The sequence below is a fragment of the Streptococcus criceti HS-6 genome (assembly GCF_000187975.2).
In the GTDB taxonomy this organism is placed as follows: Bacteria; Bacillota; Bacilli; order Lactobacillales; family Streptococcaceae; genus Streptococcus; species Streptococcus criceti.
Genome location: NZ_AEUV02000002.1, coordinates 1,631,460 through 1,649,770 on the forward strand (window position 1 = coordinate 1,631,460; position 18,311 = coordinate 1,649,770).

General features: G+C 44.1%; 16 protein-coding genes and 1 pseudogene. 2 read left to right on the forward strand and 15 right to left on the reverse strand.

Features of this window, described 5'->3' with window-relative positions:
- The first annotated feature begins 107 nt into the window (after positions 1-107).
- Positions 108-1,028: an AraC family transcriptional regulator gene (locus STRCR_RS07665; RefSeq protein ID WP_004228885.1), complete on the forward strand. Its 921-nt coding sequence runs from the start codon at positions 108-110 to the stop codon at positions 1,026-1,028.
- Between the two features lie 45 nt (positions 1,029-1,073).
- On the opposite strand, the gene STRCR_RS07670 is transcribed toward STRCR_RS07665, so the two are convergent.
- The 14 genes and pseudogenes from STRCR_RS07670 to STRCR_RS07735 form a co-directional block, all read right to left on the reverse strand.
- On the reverse strand, positions 1,074-2,750 hold the full coding sequence (locus tag STRCR_RS07670; protein ID WP_004227937.1) for a carboxylesterase family protein: 1,677 nt from the start codon (positions 2,748-2,750) through the stop codon (positions 1,074-1,076).
- Between the two features lie 198 nt (positions 2,751-2,948).
- Positions 2,949-4,838, reverse strand: a complete 1,890-nt coding sequence (locus STRCR_RS07675; protein ID WP_004229124.1) for a beta-glucoside-specific PTS transporter subunit IIABC — start codon at positions 4,836-4,838, stop codon at positions 2,949-2,951.
- A gap of 551 nt (positions 4,839-5,389) precedes the next feature.
- Entirely contained in the window at positions 5,390-6,226 is an 837-nt protein-coding gene (licT, locus tag STRCR_RS07680) for a BglG family transcription antiterminator LicT (protein WP_003048833.1), read from the reverse strand.
- Between the two features lie 484 nt (positions 6,227-6,710).
- Positions 6,711-7,112, reverse strand: coding sequence for an SMU1112c/YaeR family gloxylase I-like metalloprotein (gene gloA2 / locus STRCR_RS07685; RefSeq protein ID WP_004226833.1), 402 nt, complete (start codon positions 7,110-7,112; stop codon positions 6,711-6,713).
- Between the two features lie 16 nt (positions 7,113-7,128).
- Positions 7,129-8,853: an ABC transporter ATP-binding protein gene (locus tag STRCR_RS07690; protein WP_004228564.1), complete on the reverse strand. Its 1,725-nt coding sequence runs from the start codon at positions 8,851-8,853 to the stop codon at positions 7,129-7,131.
- Entirely contained in the window at positions 8,850-10,577 is a 1,728-nt protein-coding gene (locus STRCR_RS07695) for an ABC transporter ATP-binding protein (protein WP_004227382.1), read from the reverse strand. The genes STRCR_RS07690 and STRCR_RS07695 overlap by 4 nt, the downstream gene beginning before the upstream one ends.
- A 2-nt stretch (positions 10,578-10,579) precedes the next feature.
- Positions 10,580-11,185, reverse strand: coding sequence for a lysozyme family protein (locus tag STRCR_RS07700; RefSeq protein WP_004228285.1), 606 nt, complete (start codon positions 11,183-11,185; stop codon positions 10,580-10,582).
- 1 nt (position 11,186) lies between these two features.
- Complete coding sequence (locus tag STRCR_RS07705; protein WP_004229090.1) at positions 11,187-12,164, reverse strand: nucleoid-associated protein; 978 nt, start codon at positions 12,162-12,164, stop codon at positions 11,187-11,189.
- A gap of 1 nt (position 12,165) precedes the next feature.
- Positions 12,166-13,416, reverse strand: a complete 1,251-nt coding sequence (gene glyA, locus STRCR_RS07710) for a serine hydroxymethyltransferase (RefSeq protein ID WP_004229853.1) — start codon at positions 13,414-13,416, stop codon at positions 12,166-12,168.
- Positions 13,417-13,626: 210 nt separating this feature from the next.
- Positions 13,627-14,004 (reverse strand): annotated as a pseudogene (locus STRCR_RS07715) (GNAT family N-acetyltransferase).
- A 14-nt stretch (positions 14,005-14,018) separates the two neighbouring features.
- Entirely contained in the window at positions 14,019-14,618 is a 600-nt protein-coding gene (locus STRCR_RS07720; protein WP_004227446.1) for an L-threonylcarbamoyladenylate synthase, read from the reverse strand.
- Positions 14,611-15,441, reverse strand: coding sequence for a peptide chain release factor N(5)-glutamine methyltransferase (prmC, locus tag STRCR_RS07725; RefSeq protein ID WP_004228306.1), 831 nt, complete (start codon positions 15,439-15,441; stop codon positions 14,611-14,613). The genes STRCR_RS07720 and prmC overlap by 8 nt, the downstream gene beginning before the upstream one ends.
- Positions 15,438-16,517, reverse strand: a complete 1,080-nt coding sequence (gene prfA / locus STRCR_RS07730; RefSeq protein ID WP_004229888.1) for a peptide chain release factor 1 — start codon at positions 16,515-16,517, stop codon at positions 15,438-15,440. Before prfA ends, prmC begins: the two co-directional genes overlap by 4 nt.
- 5 nt (positions 16,518-16,522) lie before the next feature.
- Positions 16,523-17,107, reverse strand: coding sequence for a thymidine kinase (locus STRCR_RS07735; RefSeq protein ID WP_100208002.1), 585 nt, complete (start codon positions 17,105-17,107; stop codon positions 16,523-16,525).
- 453 nt (positions 17,108-17,560) lie between these two features.
- Between STRCR_RS07735 and STRCR_RS07740 the strand changes: the two genes are divergently transcribed.
- On the forward strand, positions 17,561-17,743 hold the full coding sequence (locus STRCR_RS07740) for a 4-oxalocrotonate tautomerase (protein WP_004226384.1): 183 nt from the start codon (positions 17,561-17,563) through the stop codon (positions 17,741-17,743).
- 142 nt (positions 17,744-17,885) lie between these two features.
- On the opposite strand, the gene STRCR_RS07745 is transcribed toward STRCR_RS07740, so the two are convergent.
- Positions 17,886-18,074, reverse strand: coding sequence for a Blp family class II bacteriocin (locus STRCR_RS07745; protein ID WP_004225939.1), 189 nt, complete (start codon positions 18,072-18,074; stop codon positions 17,886-17,888).
- Between the last annotated feature and the right edge of the window lie 237 nt (positions 18,075-18,311).

The following is an 18,311-nucleotide window of genomic DNA, read 5'->3' on the forward strand; positions in this document are numbered from 1 at the left end:
GGTAAACTAAACTTAATGAGGTTCTTGAAGGCTTGCTTTAATTTAGAAACTTATGGTTTTGGCGCAGTCTAAGCAGAAAATTATTCTAAGATTGGAAATAAAAAAGTATGGTTAAAAAAGATTTACAACAAGATTACAGAGAAAACCCAGAGGCTAGTCATGATACCCTGCCCTACACCTTCTATCATACCGTGATTAAGGATGGGCGTCCTGATGTCCTTTTTCACTGGCATCCTGAGCTGGAAGTTAGCTATATCTATGAAGGGACTGCCCAGTTTCACATTGACTACGATTATTTTGATAGTCAGGCCGGTGATATTATTCTTATTCGTCCTAATGGTATGCACTCCATTCATCCTAAAGGACGAGAGCGTCAAGTTAGTGATACGCTGCAGTTTCACCTCGATTTGATCGGCCACTCCTATCTTGATGCTGTCAGTCTTCGCTATCTTCAGCCTTTGCAAAATAGCATTTATAAATTTATCCCAGTCATCAAACCCGACATGGTGGGTTATACCGAAATTAAAGATTGTCTCTTTGAAATTTTTAAGCTGATTAAGGAAAAGGGACGGCATTTTGAACTCCTTCTCAAGGCTAAACTCAATGAATTCATCTACTTACTTTTCTACTACCGCTATGTTATCCGCAAAACTACCGACGATGCCTATCGGAAGAATGAGAAAATTCGCCAGCTGATTGACTATATCAATCAGCACTATGATCAGACCCTCTCTATCGAGGTTTTGGCCAAGAGAATGGGCTACAGTAAAACACATTTTATGACGGTGTTTAAAAAACAGACCGGAACCTCCTGCACGGAATTCATTATACAGGTCCGCCTAAGTAAGGCCTGCGAGGAACTGATTAACACCAGTGCTTCAATTTTGGAGATTGCAACTAACGTCGGCTTTAATAACCTGTCCAACTTCAACCGCCAGTTCAAGCGTTATTATCAGCTAACTCCCAGTCAATACCGCCGTAAGGAAAAGCAAGCTAAGAGCGGCACGGTTTTAGTCAATCCCAGTTGATAGTAAGATGCCCAGCTAATATTCTAGTGGGCTTTTTTACTAGACTTATTGGCCATATTGCTCATCAATCGGTTGGCTGAACCAGCGGCCATTGAGGACATTGTGATTAAGGTAATCTTTTGATTCTTGAGAAATGCTAGTGTCAGCATCCATCTGATTAAGTACGTCTTGGGCGGTTTGGGTATCACTTGTCGCTTTAATATCAGCCTTATCTTTTGTTGCGTCAATCGTGAGAACTTCTCCATTCGAAGTCCATGGTTCCCATGAAACCAGCCCTTTTTGGTTGGGATTTCCATCGGCTAAGAAGGCTTTGAGATAGGTCTTGAAAGCTTGTGACATATCCCTGCCCCCTTGGGTTTGGAAATAGTCGCCGATGTAGTCCTGATAATTAGACGGCTTTTGCAGCATGGGCTCAAAAATACCATGGAAGGAACCCAGCGTCTTAGTCAAGTCTGGTGTCACCTCAGCATTATCACCATAATAGATCTGGCCAACATAAATATTTGACTGATACTTACCGTCCATTTGTCGCGTACTATCAATGGTGTTGGACATGCGGTAGAGCTGACCGCCATACTTTTTAGCATAAGTAAATTCGGCTGTCTTTTCAGGATCTTTGAAAAGGTCGCCACTCTTAAAATCTTCTTGGAAGTAAGGATCACCGGCCGCAAACATCGAGAACTCGTCTGTACCGCTTACCAACATCAATGGCACATCATTGTACGTTTTAGTGGCAAATCCTTCCTTAGGGATAACAGTACCATCTTTATAAAGATGGGGGAAAACAGACATCCGAATACCGGCATTCCCCATTAGACCAGCCAAGCGTTTAGCATCTAATTTGTAAAGATAATCTTTAACCTCCTTGCTGTCCGACTGTAACCAAGCTTGGGCTTCGATCTCGTTGGCCTTGACACCATCTTGGACGGCCAGAGGGGCAATAGCCTTGGCAAATGTTTCTTGGCTGGCAGTTTCATCGGATAAGGTCATGCCGCCGCTAAAAGAGATAGCCTTATTAAATTTGCCTTTGAAAATTGGCGAAATTAAACTAGCCATGACATCCCGTCCCCCTGCTGAGAAGCCTGCCAGAGTGATGTTATTTTTATCGCCGCCAAAAGTTTCAACATTTTCCTTGACCCAATCTAGGGCTGCAGCAATATCCAATAGGCTAAAGTTACCGGAATTTTCCTCAGCCGTGCCAGTTTTCAGAGACTGCAAGGGATTAAAACCGAGAGCGCCAAGACGATAATTGACAGAAATATAGACCGCGTCCAGGTCATTGACAAAGGAATTGCCCTTAATTTCCTGTGCCGAACCGGTTTGGTTGTTACCGCCGTGGATGTAGACAATGACTGGCAGCTTTTTCTTTTTACTATCGGGACGGACAACATCGAGGTTGAGAGCGTCCTCAGCCCCCGTTACCTTACCATTTGACAATTGAATGGCTTGCTTGCCGGGTTTGCTGGCATCTCTGGTCCCTTTCCAATTTTTGACCCTTTGCGGTGCCTTCCAGCGAAGGTCTTTTACCGGAGCCTGAGCGTAAGGAATGCCCAACCACTCAAGAGCCTTATTTTTACTATCGCGGTGACCTTTGATTTTACCGCTTTGAACGGTCTTGACAAGGGAAGTGTCAAAGTTATTCTTGGAGGTTTTGGCTAAATCGCAAGCAGCTAAAAGGCTAAACGCAGACAGCACTAGTAATAATCGCCAAAGTCTTTTCATAGGAAGCTCCTTTCTACAAGATACCAAGCCGTTAAACGACTCACAGAATTTTAGGAAAATAGACGACGAAGCACCAAAGCTTCTAGGACATTTTATCTAAATTCACAGAGTCGTAGGCGAGTTCAATTACAATATGAAAATCGTAAGCGGTTACAAAATCGACTATAAGAAAATGCCCCTATAGGCATTTTCAAATCATTATTTGACTGCTGTTAGGAGATAATCTCCTGCATTGACACGGCTTTCTTGAGTCACAAGGACATCATCAAAGTCAGCAGAATTAGTGACAATAACTGGGGAAATAACTGGCAGGCCAGCATCGCGAACAGTTGCTAAGTCAAATTCTAAGAGCTTTTGCCCCGCTTCAACTTTTTGGCCCGCTTCAACAAAACTCTTGAAGCCTTTACCAGCAAGGGATACCGTATCCATACCGATGTGGATAAGAATTTCAGCTCCATTTTCGGTCTTCATTCCAACGGCGTGGCCTGTCGGGAACACGAGAGTGATTTCACCATTAGCCGGTGCGACAACGGTACCGTCAGTTGGATCTATAGCAACCCCTTTACCCATAGCACCTGACGCGAAGACTTGATCCGGAACGTTTTCGAGTTTGACAACATTACCAATCAATGGAGATGCGATAATCTCTTGCTTGAGTTCTTTAAGCGGCTGAGCTTGAGGGGCTTCAGCAGATTTAGTATCTGCTGCTTCTTTTGGTCCACCGTAGAGGTAAGGGATTTTAACAAATTGTGTCAAGACGAAACCAAGGATAAGAGAAGCTACGCAGGCGATGAGATAGTAGGTTAGGTTCATTGAGTTTTTACCTGAAATGAACGATGGGATGGTAAAGATTCCGAGTCCTCCCCAGACAAACATTTTGACATCCATCAAACCAAGGAAAGCCCCTTGGATAGCACCGGCGATACAAGTCATAATAAACGGTGTACGCATCGGCAGCGTAATACCGTAAATAGCGGGTTCGGTAACGCCAAAGAAGGCGGAAATCATAGCTGGAACAGCTAGTTCTCGTACTTTTTCTTCCTTGGTCCGCATCATAATGTTGATAAGAGAACCAGCTTGTGAGAAACAGATAGCGACAGTTGCTACCAAGATAACACCAGAACCCTTCGTTTGAATTTCAAGGAGTGCCAAAGGAACAAGTCCCCAGTGGAGTCCAAACATAACCAGCACTTGCCAAAGGGCACCAAGAATGAGACCGTAAACAATTGGACTAAAGCCATAAATACCTGTAAAGATACTACCGACAAGGTCACTCGCATAATTCATAACCGGACCAATGGCCAAGTAAGCTAACGGTACTGTTATTAAAAGAACAAAGAAGGGAACAAGGAAGACTTTGACGACGTCTGGAATAATCTTCTTCAAGAAATACTCAACTTTGGATCCTACCCAGACCGTCAAAATAATCGGCAAGACCGTTTGTAAGTAACTGGAAGCTGGGAAGATTACAGGAATCCCTAAGAAGGTCACGCCTCCCTTGGCAAAACTTGCCGCGATATCAGGATAAACCAGAGCAAAGCCAAGAGCAATAGCTGTAAATTGCTCCATCTTAAAGCGTTTAGCTGCAGTTAGAGCCAAGATTAAAGGCAGAAATTGGAAGAAACCATCACCAGCTGCATTTAAAATGATATAGAGACCATCAGTTTTGGCAACCCCCACTCCTGCTAAAATAGCAACAATCCCTTTAAGCATACCGGCAGCCGAAAGCACACCAAGCATAGGCTGGAACAGTCCGGAAATCAAGGCGATAAAGCGATCAAGAATATTTCCCTTTGGAACATCTCCTTCATCAACATCGATACCGCCATCGCCGGAAATACCAGCAACTTTCAAAACAGCATCGTAAACATCCGGTACATGGTTGCCAATAACCACTTGGAATTGACCGCCGGCTTTAACAACGGTTACAATACCATCACGCTGTTTGAGATAGTCCTCGTCTGCCTTACCTTCATCTTTAAGTGAGAAACGCAGACGCGTCACACAGTGGACAAGCTTGCCGATATTGTCTTTGCCACCGACGTGATCAACAATATCCTGAGCTAATTCAGTATAATCTTTAGCCATATGTAGGCTCCTTTCATAAGATGCTAAGCCTTGAATGACACACGGGAAAATAGGAACCATTACAAAGATGCTTGCATCTAGGAAATGGTTATCATTTTCCAAAGTGTCATAGGCGAGCTTAATTAAAATAAGATGCTAAGCCGTACACGACTCAAAGGAAAATAGGGAAGACAACGAAGAGTTATTGAAGACTCAAGGTGGCTTCATCCTTTTTCAAAGAGTCGTAGGCGAGCTCAATTAAAGCAAGATGCTAAACTATAACAGCTCGTTTGCCTAATCAAACCCAGCTAAGACTAGTCCTAGCATAATATTTTTAGGAAAGTCGCCGGTCGTGGCAAACAAAAAACCTAAACAAATACCAAACAGCTATCTGCACTCCTAGTGCAAACCATTTTGTATTTATTTAGGTTTTGCCTGCTTACCAGTAACAATCCTTTTGATGTTATTATCATAACAGAATAATTTTGGTTTTGCAAGGGCTTTCATGAAATAATTTAGCTAATTTAAAAATTTCGTCATTAAAAACTCCCCCAAAATTTTGGAGGAGAAGGTTAACTCTCATTTTGCCTTTGGATATGAATAGTGAGGTAGACCTGCTCATCCTTACTCATTTGAAAAGCAAAATGGCCTTCGATATAGTCCTTAATTTTTTGTGTGCAGGCAAAAGCCTCTTGATAATTAGCCTTAACTTGGTCATAGAGAAAATCGTCATTATTGCCCTGAACACTGCCAGAAACTACCCGCTGGGCAAAGTATTGGAGGTGGGTGACAAAACGGTTGTAACTGACAGAATCCTCTGCTGCTAGATGACCGAAATGCAGACGGACAATTTCCAAGCAGTTGATAACAATTTGGCTGACTTGCTGGCTAGCCTCAATCAAACTGCCGTCTTTCTGGGCATTGATGAAATGTAAGGCGATAGAGGCTGCTTCAGAGGCTTCCATGCTCAAGCCGATATGACTTTCAATTAATTTAAGGCTTTCTTGACCTAGTTCGTATTCTTTCGGGTAAAATTTACGGATTTCCCATGCTAGAGGATTTTGCAAACTAATTCCGTCTCGTGTTCTTTGAATAGCATACTGCAAGTGATCGGCTAAAGCAATATACAGGGAAATCTCAAAAGTCTGCTTTAAGACCTCTTGGCCTCGCTCGATAATGGTCAAAACAAGATTGATTTCCTGACTCGTTAAATCTTGATAGACACGGGATAACTCGCCGATCATATCTTGGTCGCTTTCCTGCAGGATAAAGCGCTTTTCAATTTTATTTACATCAACGTCATCTCCTGGTTTCTTTTGAAAACCCAGTCCTTTTCCCATGATGATTTCTTCGTGCTGCTTGTCGGTGACCTGAACGACATTATTATTATAAACACGCTCGATTTTCATGCCAGACCTCTTAAAAATTATTCGATAGTTTTATTTTAACAGAAAAACACTAAAATTAGTAATAGTCGGAAAAATTTTCAGGTTGGATAAATAATAGTTTAATACTAAAAAGAGAGTGGGACAGAAGTCGATTTTTTATATAAATTGACTTCGTTGTCCCACCTCCGCACAGTTGATTAGGATGGCCGCTAACACTTGCGGAGTAGTTAAAACAGTCCAGTGGACTGTTTGTTTAAGGGGGTGCCTGAAAATGGGACTGCACCCCAAGATAAGGACTTCCAATCAGCAGTGGTTCATTGGTGCTAAAGCATCTAATGAACTGTGCAGGGGAAAGACTAAGTTGGCAGAGCCAACAAGTCTTTCTCCCAACCACTGCGTCAAACTGTTATTACTGCAAAAATAGAAGGCTGGAATACTTTTTCCCAGCCTCTAGAAGAATCTGGAATATATGCTAGGTAGGTTTGCATCATTAGGGTTATGTGTGCTATTCATGAAGTTCCAAGGGGAGGCCGTCAGGATCGAAGAAAAAGGTCATTTTTTCTCCAGTGAAATCATCTGTCCGAATGGGGAGGGATTCAATCCCTAGACTAGTTAATTCAGTTACCACTGCTTCGATATTTTCTACCCGAAAAGCCAAATGTCTTAAGCCACAGGCTTCTGGGAAGGATAGCCGTTTGGGCGGTGCTTGATAAGCAGGATCAGAAGGTTTATTGCCGAAAATCTCTAGTTCTGCATTCCCGCAGCGCAGGTCCAGTTTGTAGTCGTGGCGTTCCGGCCGATGATTCTCGCGGATGACTTCAAAACCTAATTGATTAACATAAAAGTCCCGAGATTTTTCATAATCAGAAACGATAATAGCAACATGGTGAATGGCTGTTAAATTCATAAACATCTCCTTCTTTTTAGGCTTGATTCTGGACGGTCTGCATCCTGTAATAGACTCCCTGAGCCTGCATAAGTTCCTGATGATTACCGTGTTCAACGATATTGCCATCAACCATAACGAGGATGATATCAGCGTTTTGGATGGTTGAAAGGCGGTGGGCGATGATAAAACTGGTTCGCCCTTGCATCAGCTTTTCAAAGGAATCTTGGATGAGACTTTCGGTTCTGGTGTCAATGGAGGAGGTGGCTTCATCCAAAATCAAAATCTTGGGAACAGCAACAAAAATTCGAGCGATAGTCAGGAGCTGCCGCTGTCCTTGCGAAAGCGAAGCGCCGGCATCGGCCAGGTAGGTATCGTAAGCATCTGGCAGCTGCTTGATGAAGAAGTCTGCATTAGCAGCCTTGGCAGCTTCTATAACTAATTCTCGGGTAGCATTTGGGTGGCCGAAAGCTATATTATCGTGAACGGTTGCTTCCTGCAGCCAGGTGTCCTGAAGGACCATGCCAATTTGCTTGCGCAGACTCTCACGAGTATAGGACCTAGTCGGGACACCATCTAAAAGAATTTGGCCAGAATTGACCTCGTAGAAGCGCATAAGAAGGTTAATCAGCGTAGATTTTCCCGCTCCTGTTGGACCAACAATAGCCACTCGGCTGGCAGCTGGTATGTCAATACTAAGATCCTTTATAAGCGTTCTGTGAGGGGTGTAACCAAAATTAACATGCTTAAAAGTTAAACGCCCTTGAACCTGATCGCTGGTCAGGATATCTTGTCCTGTTTCTTCCAGACTATCTTGATCCAGAACTTGATAGAGCCTTTGGGCACAGGCTAGAGCCCCTTGTAATTCTGCTAAGACAGAGGAAATGTCATTGAAGGGCTTAGTATACTGGGTGACATAGTTGAGGAAGGTGGTCAGTTGGCCGATGGAGAAGGCGCCGTTCATAATGCGAATAGCTCCTACTGCGGCTAAGAGGGCATAGATTAATGCATTGATAAAACGGGTTGCAGGATTAACCGTAGATGAGTAAAAAATCGCCCCCTGCGAGTAATCTGCATAGGTCTCATTTACAGCAATGAAACGCTCAACGAATTCATCCTGGGCATTGAAACTGTGGATTAAGCTTTCCTGATTGAGACTTTCTTCAATCAGCTGAGTTTGCCGGCCGCGAGATTGGGTCTGCTTTTGGAAGAGGCTAAATGATTTACGCGCAATGAAACGAGCCAAAAAGAGGGATAAGGGGGTCAAGAGCAAGACTAGGAGCATCATGAGCCAATCAATCTTAGCCATAGTGACAAGGAGAACCAGGATAGTCAAAAGCCCAACGAAGAACTGATTGAAAACCATGAGCAGGCCATTGTTAAGCTGTTCGACATCGGTCGTTACCCGGCTCACCATATCACCAACAGATTGTCCTAGAGATGCAATTGGCAGTTCATGAACCTTATCAATAACCCTTTGCCGCAAATCTTGGCTAAAGCTAAAAACTAATTTATTGTAAATCAGAGGATTGAGGTACTGAATTAAGGTGTTGCTCGCAATAACCAGCAGCATTTTGGCGATGATACCCCCAATTAGCTGACGATTGGCTGGTACCAAGACGGCATCAACAGCATTTCCGATTAAAATTGGAAGATAAATGGTCAAAGCCACTTGCAGACAGATTCCCACCAAAGCCAGACCTAATAGAACTTTTTGTTTGGCGAAATCACGGATCAAACGTTTTAAGGGTGATGGTCTCATGCTCGATCCTCCTTGTGTTGCGAATAATGAATGGCTTGGTAAGTCGGACAGTTAGCCAGCAAGCTTTCATGACTGCCAAGGCCGACTTGGTTGCCCTTATCTAAAACCAGAATCTTATCAGCCGACTTAAGGCTATTGGTTCGTTGGGAGATGACGATTAGACTAGTTTTGAGTTCAGACTTGATAGCCTTGAGCAGTTTACTTTCGGTCAGATAATCAAGGGCTGAAGTAGAATCGTCCAAGATTAAGATAGGGGCTTGCCTGAGGACGGCTCGAGCAATGGTCAAACGTTGCCGCTGACCGCCTGAGAAGTTACGGCCGAATTCCTTGACCTCAGAATCTAGTCCTCCCTCCTTCTCCTTGACAAAATCACTGGCTTGAGCGATATCTAGAGCCCACCAGAGCTGTTCATCCGACACTTTATTAGTCTCCATACCTAGGGTCAAATTGGAACGAATAGTCCCCAAGAACAGTTCAGCCTTCTGAGGAACTAGTCCGACCCAGTTGCGCCATTGAGCCAGATTGGCTGGACTTTGCCCATCATTAAAGATAGTCAGCTGACCTTTCTGGGCTTGATAGAGTCCCATAATGAGTTGAACAAGAGTCGATTTACCAGAGCCGGTACCGCCGATAACTCCTAAGGTTTGGCCTTGTCCCAAACTTAGAGAAAGGTCTGTCAGAGAAGGACGGGCGGCCGCTGGATAGGTAAATGTCATATCAGAAATTGACAGAACTTCTCCTTTATCTGTATTTAGTTGTTCAATACTATCATGGAGATTCTCTTCTTCTTGACCGAATACCTCTGTAATTCGTCTGGCACTAATGAAACTCTGATTGATATTGGTTACCATCATGGCTAATTTGAGCAACTCAGCCAGAATATTTAAAAGATAGTTGACAAGGGCAATCAGTGAACCTTGGGTCAAGAGTTTATCGCCGATAGCTAGGTTCCCCTGCCAGATAACGATGACTAGGGTGGCGTTGACAATCAAATAAGTCAGGGGACTGACCAGACTGGAGAGTAAACCTGTTTTAAGCTGCGCCTTGGTATAAGACTGATTGAGGCTGGCAAATTCCTGCTTGACTCTTTCGATCTGTCCGAAAGCACGGATAACCTGCATACCTTCCAGCTGTTCGCGCGTCCGGCTGACCAGTCTATCGGTCAATTGTCTGATAACCAGATAGAGGGGATTAACCAGACGCGACATGGTGTAAATTAAAAGAAACAAGAGACCAACCATGAGAACGAACCAGATAGTAATTTTAGGGCTGATGAGAAAAGCCATGATAACCGATCCAAAAACAATAATCGGTGCCCGCAAAAAGAGGCGCAGAAATTGGTTGATGCCTGTCTGAATCTGATAGGTATCGCTTGAGAGTCTAGTGACCAAGCTGGATGTTGTCAGACGGTCCCTGCTTTCCTTAGGCAGCTTCATTATTTTTTTATAGAGGTCCTTAGTCAGCTGTCTAGTATAGCCTACTGCAGCTTTTGAGGAATAATACTGAGCAGTGATAGCTACCAAAACACCAAAGACAGCCAGACAGACCAAAAGACCAATCATCATAAAGAGGTGAATGGTGTCTTTATGAGGAATGGTCTTGTCGACTATCCTAGCAATGATGATGGGAACTAACAGCTCAAAGCTTGCTTCCAAAAGTTTAAAGAGGGGGCCGAGGATCGTTTCCTTGATGTAGCCTCGGAAGTATTTCAATAAGTCTTTCATTTCTATAACCTGTCAACCAATCGGATTAAGAAAAGGTTGAATTGCACTTGCTTGGCATAATAGTGGTTGCCACCATTAACATACAGCTTGCCGCCGCCATAAAGAATGGAAATGGTATTGATATGATAATAGGTCTTACCAGTCTTATTCCCCAAGCTTGGTGCAACAACATCTCTGGAGTAGGCCTTGGCCAGCTGGGGAGTGTTCTTCCCGCCATGGTCAGCTACATAGTCGATATAGTTGGAGCCAAAGTTATAGGCTTGAATTGCAGTCCAAGAATCCGTTTTAGCTGTTTGAGCCTTTTTCAAATTCTCATCTAAGACCTTGGTTCCCTGCTTGATACTTTCTTTATTATCTTTGATGGATTTGGTGGTCCCTGTCGAGCTCTCACTGGCCTGCATGACATCGCCATCACGACCCTTGGTCTCCGTATATATTACTGCTAATACTAAATCTTCATTGGTACTATTATCATCCTCAGCTAAGACTTGCTCCACTAACGGTCGATAGGTCAATACCCGCTTGACGGATTGGTAGACCTTGACCCCTTGGTAAACTAGGAGCAAGACAATAATCACATAGATGATTCGTCTAATTTTTTTAAACATATTATTTGTTTTGGATATCCTCAATATTTTTGATTAGAATGGAATAGGTACCATCATTATTTTGGATAAATTCTACCGACTCTGCATCCTGATAAACGCCATTAGGAACAATTAGTTCAATGCCATTTGAAAGAGAGAGCTTCTGACTTTCCAACTTCTTCGACTGGCGGGAATAGTCCACATCAGCCACTGGAATCGGCTCCGGAATAGCTTCTTTAAGCTGATCTACAAAGGTTAAACGAGCCGTGAGATTATCATCAAAAAGCTGGTTGGCCAATTTCTCCGGAGACAGTTCTTGGTCTTCCTCCAAGTTCTTGAAAATAGCTGATTTCATCTTGGATTGGAAATTAAAATCATCTTTGTTAAAATCATCGGCCACCTTCTGAGCTGTCTTCTCCAACTGTTTGATGGACTTATTGATTGATGGCTCAGGCTGGACCTTAAGCAGGTTTTCAGAGAAATAGTTGGCAAAACTGCCATTGTGCTTAATGCGTTTTTCAATCAAATAATAACGGTAGGTTTGGCGGTCAATCACCAAGGCCTCATCAGGCGTTTGAGCCGCAGATGGCAGATTATTCTGGGTGACTTTTAGCGGCTGCTCATCATCTCCCAGAATATGCGCTAAACTATCCTTAAGCACCAACCGCAAGAAGGCGAAATGTTCAACACCATCCTTATCAAATTGGATAAAGATCAGATCATTGGTTTTTTGATCCTCACTGATGACAAACTCTTCCTTCCAGAGCTGGGCTATTTTGCGGGCAGATTCCATAAAATCATCACCGAGGTTGGCGATAAAGTCATTTTCAGGCTCAAAGGTCCCTCGCTTAGCGTCGGCGGTAAAAACCTTAGCCAGCTTTTTACGGAAATACTCATCCAGACTTGGTGTCAAGGTCAGCGGCCTATCCGCAAAGCGAAGCTCGGTGTCGTCGGGACTGAATTGGTGGATAATAATTTTTTTTAAATATAAATCTAGCATGTTAGTAAAGTGGGAAAGTGTCTGTCAATAACTTGACATCTTGGCGAATGCGTTCCAGTACAGCCTCATCGCTGTAATTTTCCAGAGCTTGAATCATCAGCTCAGCAATCTTGGTGCTTTCAGCTACCCCCATACCGCGGCTGGTAATAGCTGGACTGCCGATACGGATACCCGATGTCTTAAATGGTGACAGCGTTTCAAATGGGATGCTGTTTTTATTGAGGGTAATATTAACCTCTTCAAGGATATTCTGAGCCAGTTTACCGTTTTCAACAACCTTAGTCACATCAACGAGGAAGACATGGTTATCAGTCCCGCCAGACACGACATGAAAATCAGGGTGGGCAGCAAAAACATTAGCCATAGCCTGAGCATTTTTGATGACATTTTGACCGTATTCTTTAAAAGCTGGGTCCAAGGCTTCCTTGAGGGCAACCGCTTTAGCTGCGATCACATGCTCCAAGGGACCGCCCTGCAAACCTGGGAAAACAGCGGAATTGATTTTCTTAGCCAAATTTTCATCATTGGTCAAAATCAAGCCGCCGCGCGGTCCGCGCAAGGTCTTATGAGTCGTTGTTGTGGTGATATGGGCATAAGGAACTGGGCTAGGATGATGGCCAGACGCAACCAAACCGGCAATATGCGCCATATCGACCATGAGATAGGCACCAACACTGTCAGCAATAGCGCGGAATTTGGCAAAATCAATAATCCGTGAATAGGCTGAAGCCCCCGCTACAATTAGCTTAGACTGATGTTGGACAGCCAGCCGCTGGATTTCATCATAATCCAAAACTTCTGTCTCCTTATTAACATTATAAGGGACAAAATTGTAGGTTTTACCTGAAAAGCTGACGGGCGAGCCATGAGTCAGGTGACCGCCGGCCGACAAATCCATTCCCATGACGGTATCTCCGGGTTGGATCAAGGCCATATAGGCTGCAGCATTAGCTTGACTGCCTGAGTGGGGCTGGACATTAGCGAACTTGGCACCAAAGAGCTCCTTGGCCCGCTCAATAGCGAGATTTTCAGCCACATCAACACAGTCAGTTCCGCCGTAGTAACGCTTGCCGGGGTAGCCTTCAGCGTACTTATTGGTTAAAACGGAACCTTGGGCAGCCATAACAGCCTTTGAAACCACATTTTCAGATGCAATCAACTCGATGTTGTTTTGCTGTCGCACTTCTTCTGCTTGAATGGCCTGCCAGAGCTCTGGGTCATAGGCCTTGTAATCATCTTTGTCAAAAATCATAAAATTACCTCATAGATTTAATAAATCGCTTTTGGGAGTGGGAAAGAAATCACAAATCATAGAATTTTGACTTCGTCTTCCCACCCCCGCACAGTTGGCTAGGCTGGTCGCTATCACTGCCTAGCAAGAGATAAGAACAGCCAGCCAACCACTGCGTTAAATGGGTTGGCCATTTTCATTAAAAGTAAGCCTGATAATAGTTGGCCAAAACTATCCTATAGTGCAATAAAAAGCATGAGCTTCTTTTCGATTGGCGCTTGAATTGAGCATACTGTCGTTTCCTAGCCTCTGTTTCTAGCCCCTGCATAGTTTTTTACCAATGCCTTGATTTTGATAGGCCGGTAAAACAGCTAAACCAAGAACATTGAAGCCAGTTTCTGAATAAAATGTGTCATAAAACTCAGCATGGACATAGGCAACCAATTCTTGGCTAACCTCATCTTCAAATCCTAAAAGAAAATGATGAGAATCCTTTAGAAGCTTTTCTAGCTGCTGCTCAGCCTTTTCCTGAGCTAGGGTATAACCGAGCGAATAATGGTTGATGGACTGAACAGCGGCAGTGTCCGATAAAACCAAAGCTCTCAACATCAGTCATTTCTCCTTTAGAAATTTAATTCGGGCACTGCCTCCAGCAAGGCCTCTTTGCTGATGGTACCTTGGCGAAGAATAATGGCCCTATCTCCAGATAAGTCTAGGATAGTCGAATCCAAACCTTGAATGGCTGGATCATCTGCTACTCCTATCACCTGATTGCCCAACTGCTCGATAATGTCTTTGAAGTTTGTGCCAGACGCTCGACCGGATAAGTTGGCCGACGGACCGATTAAGGGGCCGTATTCCCTAATGAGTTCCCGAGTTAGGGGGTGATCAGGAAGGCGAAAGCCAACCGTTGACAGACCAGAATTAACCCAGCTTGGGACCTTGTCATTAGCCTTGAGGATAATGGTTAGCGGACCTGGTAGGAAAGCTTGATAGAGCTTAGCTAGATAGACTGGCTGATCCTTGCTGTAGGCCAAAATATCTTCCAAGCTGGCTACGTTGAGGTTCATGGCCTTATCGAGTGGACGTTGCTTCAGGTCATAGACACGCTCAACGGCTTGCTGGTTCAAGGCCTTGGCAAAAAGGCCATAAACGGTTTCAGTCGGGAGGACAACTGCTCCTCCTGCAGCTAAAATTTTAGCAACGGCTGCTTTATCAACCATCATCAACCACCACCATTCTATCCTGACCAAATTGGTCGGGCAAAACTCTTACCCGCTTATCTGGAAAGGCAGCTTGAAACATCTGTGAGACTGCCAGCCCCTGTTTATAACCAATTTCCAGATAAATCTTGCCATTAGATTTGAGATAGGACTCTGCTCCTTCAGCAATTCTGCGGTAGACAGCCAGCCCTTGCTCCTTGGCAAAAAGGGCCAAATGAGGCTCGGAGGTCAAAACATTGAGACCAACCTCCTCTTTATCTGCTCGGGAAATGTAAGGCGGGTTGCTGACGATGATAGCAAAGCTTTCTTCAATCCGACTAAAGACATCCGATTGAAGAAAATCTACCTGCACCTTGTTAGCTAGGGCATTCTCACCAGCCAAGTCCAAAGCATCCTGAGAGATATCAGACGCCATCACCTGCCAAGCTGGCCGACTGTGTGCTAGCGATACAGCAATAGCACCGCTTCCAGTGCCCAGATCAAGCAAGCTCAGCTCACTGTCTGCATTCTCCTCTAAAATCAAATCAACCAATTCAGCTGTTTCAGGGCGAGGGATCAGCACCCGCTTATCCACCTTGAAGCATAAGTCATGAAAAGTTTCACAGCCAATGATATATTGAGCCGGTTCGTGAGCCAAAAGGCGCTTAGCAATCTGAGCAAGAAGTTCTTGATCCTGAGCGGTGATTTCCTGTCTCAAGAGCAGGACAAACTCAGTCATATTAAGCCCTTTGAGATTTCTAAACGTAAAGGTTAAGCTCTCAGGTTCTTCATGGGCTTTTTCCAGTTCGAGCTCATACTGCAAAAATAATTGGGCGTAGGTCATTGGGTTAATTCTTCCAGTTTCTTGGTTTGGTCATAAAGAACCAAAGCATCAATGACTTCATCCATCTTACCGGAGAGAATAGAGTCCAGCTTTTGCAGAGTGAGGCCGATTCGGTGATCCGTCACACGATTTTGCGGGAAATTATAGGTGCGAATTCGTTCAGATCGGTCGCCCGTACCGATGGTAGACTTGCGTTCGGCATCCTGCTCATCCTGAGCAATCTGGGCAAAGTGATCAGCCACCCGAGCACGGATAATTTTCATAGCCTTATCGCGGTTCTTCTGCTGGGTTCGCTCTTCTTGCATCTCCACCTTGATACCTGTAGGGATGTGAACCATGCGAACTGCTGTCGCCACCTTATTGACATTTTGTCCGCCAGCACCGGAAGCGTGATAGATGTCTACCCGCAGGTCTTTAGGATCAATATCGTATTCTACTTCTTCCACTTCTGGCATAACCAAAACGGTTGCTGTTGACGTATGGACGCGGCCTTGACTCTCAGTCACTGGGACACGCTGCACACGGTGGGCACCGGATTCATATTTGAGTTTGGAATAGACCGATTGGCCTGACACCATGGCCACGACTTCTTTGATGCCGCCAACACCATTGTACGAGGCTTCCATGATCTCAAAACGCCAGCCCTGACTTTCGGCGTACTTCTGGTACATATTGAGCAGGTCACCTGCGAATAAGGCGGCTTCATCTCCGCCGGCGGCTCCACGGATTTCCAAGATAATATTCTTATCATCATTAGGATCTTTAGGCAGCAAAAGAATTTTTAAGCGTTCTTCATAATCTTCTTTGGCAGCTTTGGCGTCTTTGAGCTCTTCTTTGGCCATTTCTTCAAGCTCAGGATCACCGCCAGCATCTTTAATCATCTCTTCGGCATCGTCGATAGTTTGTAAAACTTGTTTGTATTCTCGATAGACGGTCACGGTTTCACGCGTACTAGCTTCTTCGCGCGACAACTCCATAAAGCGCTTGGTGTCAGAAACGACATCAGGGTCACTGAGCAGCTCACCCAATTCTTCATAGCGGTCTTCCACCGCCTGCAGTTGTTCGTAGATATTCATTAACCTTATTTTTTCTCACTTTCTAGTTGGGGATGGTAATAGTGCTTGCGGCAAACCGAGACATAGGTTTCATTGCCGCCGATTTGCACCTGTTGGCCTTCATAGACCGGCTGGCCACCCTTCATCCGCAGGACCATGGTGGCCTTTTTGCTGCAGTATTGACAGATGGTTTTGATTTCTTCGATTTTATCTGCCAAGAGCAAGAGTTCCCTCGACCCTTCAAAAAGATGGTTGCGGAAATCGTTTTTCAGCCCAAAGGCCATGACAGGAACATCCAGTTCGTCCACGACTCGGGCCAAGTCAAAAACATTTCCCTTGGTCAGAAATTGACATTCATCAACTAAGACACAGTAAGGCTTCTCAGGTAAACTTTCGATATAACCAAAGATGTCTGTATCGCCCGAAATTGGCTTAGCCTGACGCTTGAGACCGATTCGACTGGAAACCCAGCCAATGCCATCACGTGTATCCAGGGCCGAGGTCAAGAGAACAACTGGCTTGCCTTGTTCCTCATAGTTGTAGGCCACCTTCAAAATCTCAATAGATTTACCCGAATTCATAGTCCCATAGCGATAATATAACTGTGCCAAAATATCCATCCTGTCTAAAACATTAATGGTTCTATTTTACCATAAATTACCCTTCACTGGCAGGGGAGGAAGTCTAAAAATTCCTGCTAACTTTTAGAGCCCTTACTTTTAAAACGTAATATTTTCAGGCCTTTCTTAAGACGCTAGAGACTTGTTGGGAGTGAAACGGTCTGGAAATTAAGAAGTGGTGAGAACCAAAATTTTCAATTTTTGGGTTGAGCTCACTCCTTACCCCTCCCACTACTCCTATTTTGCTTAGTAAAATTGACTAGCCGAATGCCATGTTTGCTTAGCCCTTAAGCAGTGCTAAGGACTTTAGGGAACTTGATGACGAATCTCCTATCCTCCCGAAAATTGATTAACCGACAGCGGTTTATTCACTTTTTTCTCAAGCGCTATTGACTGATTCATGTTAGAATGGTGATGTTCATTAAAAATTTAGGAGGAATCTCTATGCCATTTGTAAAAATTGACCTTTTTGAAGGTCGTACGCAAGACCAAAAGATCGAATTAGCCCGCGAAGTGACTGAAGTTGTCTCCCGTATTGCCAATGCGCCCAAAGAAAACATCCATGTCATCATCAGAGACCTGCCAGAAGGCAGTTACTTCCCGCATGGTGAGATGAAGAAGAAATAAGGTCAGTGGGCTTATTGATTACCAAACATGAAAACCAAAAAGCGCTTGGAAATCTTGTTCCAAACGCTTTTTCAATATAAATGTAAAAGTTTAGCTTAAATCAGCCGATTAATCCTTTTAGTACCAGTGCGATAGGACCTTACTACCAGAAATTAACACCGGGGGCAACATCAGTATCTGCATAATTTTGCAAGAGATACCCACCAGTACCAAACAAAACGCCAGCAGCAGCACCTACAAGGGGATAGTCGTCCCAATAACCCCCGCCTTCTACAGCAGCCAGTGCTTGTTCATCCATCACGTCAAATTGTTCTAAAGTTTTTGTAGTCATAGGATTAACTCCTTTTCTTCTTATTCTGTCATACTTTTTATCTGACAAAGCCAGTATAAAATTGTTTGTGAACCCCCAAACGCCTGATGTTAGGGGAAAACAATCGTTTTGTCAAATAGGAAAGCTTTTACACATACTAGTTTAAAATTTTTAATAGATTAACTTAGATTATAAAAATCAAGTTTTACAGCTGTATTAGCCTTTTTGCTATAAAAAGCGTTTGGAATGAACAAGAAG

Coding starts and splice junctions, on each gene's coding strand:
- prmC (WP_004228306.1), bottom strand. CDS start 15,441: ATGACCTACGCCCAATTATTTTTGCAGTATGAGCTCGAACTGGAAAAA.
- gloA2 (WP_004226833.1), bottom strand. CDS start 7,112: ATGAATTTAACAGCCATTCACCATGTTGCTATTATCGTTTCTGATTAT.
- STRCR_RS07675 (WP_004229124.1), bottom strand. CDS start 4,838: ATGGCTAAAGATTATACTGAATTAGCTCAGGATATTGTTGATCACGTC.
- glyA (WP_004229853.1), bottom strand. CDS start 13,416: ATGATTTTTGACAAAGATGATTACAAGGCCTATGACCCAGAGCTCTGG.
- STRCR_RS07665 (WP_004228885.1), top strand. CDS start 108: ATGGTTAAAAAAGATTTACAACAAGATTACAGAGAAAACCCAGAGGCT.
- STRCR_RS07690 (WP_004228564.1), bottom strand. CDS start 8,853: ATGAGACCATCACCCTTAAAACGTTTGATCCGTGATTTCGCCAAACAA.
- STRCR_RS07670 (WP_004227937.1), bottom strand. CDS start 2,750: ATGAAAAGACTTTGGCGATTATTACTAGTGCTGTCTGCGTTTAGCCTT.
- STRCR_RS07695 (WP_004227382.1), bottom strand. CDS start 10,577: ATGAAAGACTTATTGAAATACTTCCGAGGCTACATCAAGGAAACGATC.
- STRCR_RS07720 (WP_004227446.1), bottom strand. CDS start 14,618: ATGGTTGATAAAGCAGCCGTTGCTAAAATTTTAGCTGCAGGAGGAGCA.
- STRCR_RS07740 (WP_004226384.1), top strand. CDS start 17,561: ATGCCATTTGTAAAAATTGACCTTTTTGAAGGTCGTACGCAAGACCAA.
- STRCR_RS07705 (WP_004229090.1), bottom strand. CDS start 12,164: ATGCTAGATTTATATTTAAAAAAAATTATTATCCACCAATTCAGTCCC.
- STRCR_RS07745 (WP_004225939.1), bottom strand. CDS start 18,074: ATGACTACAAAAACTTTAGAACAATTTGACGTGATGGATGAACAAGCA.
- prfA (WP_004229888.1), bottom strand. CDS start 16,517: ATGAATATCTACGAACAACTGCAGGCGGTGGAAGACCGCTATGAAGAA.
- licT (WP_003048833.1), bottom strand. CDS start 6,226: ATGAAAATCGAGCGTGTTTATAATAATAATGTCGTTCAGGTCACCGAC.
- STRCR_RS07700 (WP_004228285.1), bottom strand. CDS start 11,185: ATGTTTAAAAAAATTAGACGAATCATCTATGTGATTATTGTCTTGCTC.